The sequence below is a fragment of the Psychrobacter sp. LFX-11D genome (assembly GCF_904846475.1).
In the GTDB taxonomy this organism is placed as follows: Bacteria; Pseudomonadota; Gammaproteobacteria; order Pseudomonadales; family Moraxellaceae; genus Psychrobacter; species Psychrobacter cryohalolentis.
In genome coordinates this window covers 1-657 of the sequence record NZ_CAJHAV010000042.1, presented here as the reverse complement: position 1 = coordinate 657, position 657 = coordinate 1, and the positions used below count along the sequence as shown (strand labels likewise).

Below are 657 nucleotides of genomic sequence, written 5' to 3'. Positions count from 1 at the left end.
CAGCTGTCCAATCATACTCGACGAGGATAGTGGCACTTCTTCGCCTTCTTTTAGAATGGTTAAGCTTTCGACTTTTGCGAGTGCTTTAAACTGATTGGCGATACGTGCTAGACGCTCGTCCTCAACCAGCGAGACGTTTTGTAGCAAGACTGGTAACCGTACGGCGTTGCCCAATTTCATCTCACCACGGATATTACGGACGCTAGCGATGAGCTGTTGTAGCCATGCCATATCCGCTTCAACTTGCGTGTTAATTTGCGCAGTATCCGTTTGTGGATAAGCAGCGATGACGATGCTATCAGTATCTTTACGATCTAATAGAGGGGCGATAGTTTGCCAAATTTGCTCAGTCAGATACGGCATGATTGGGTGAGTGAAGCGTAGCGCAGTCTCAAGGACATGCAGCAATACATAGCGAATTTGTGCTTTACGCGTATCCGTCACCGAGTCATCATTTAAGCTGGCCTTAGCAAGCTCAACATACCAATCACAATATTCATTCCAGATAAATTCATAGATATCATGACTGACCATGTCCAGACGATACTGACCAAAATGCTGATGGATATTGGCAATCGTAGAGTTCAGACGGCTGATAATCCACTTTTCAGGAAGCTCCCACACTTCAGGCTTAGCCGCTTGATCGATAGGCTTAGC

1 protein-coding gene is annotated in these 657 nt (G+C 46.1%); it reads right to left on the bottom strand.

Features of this window, described 5'->3' with window-relative positions:
- The coding region (locus JMX75_RS12850) for a class I tRNA ligase family protein (protein ID WP_201532562.1) at positions 1-657 on the bottom strand (657 nt) is incomplete at both ends.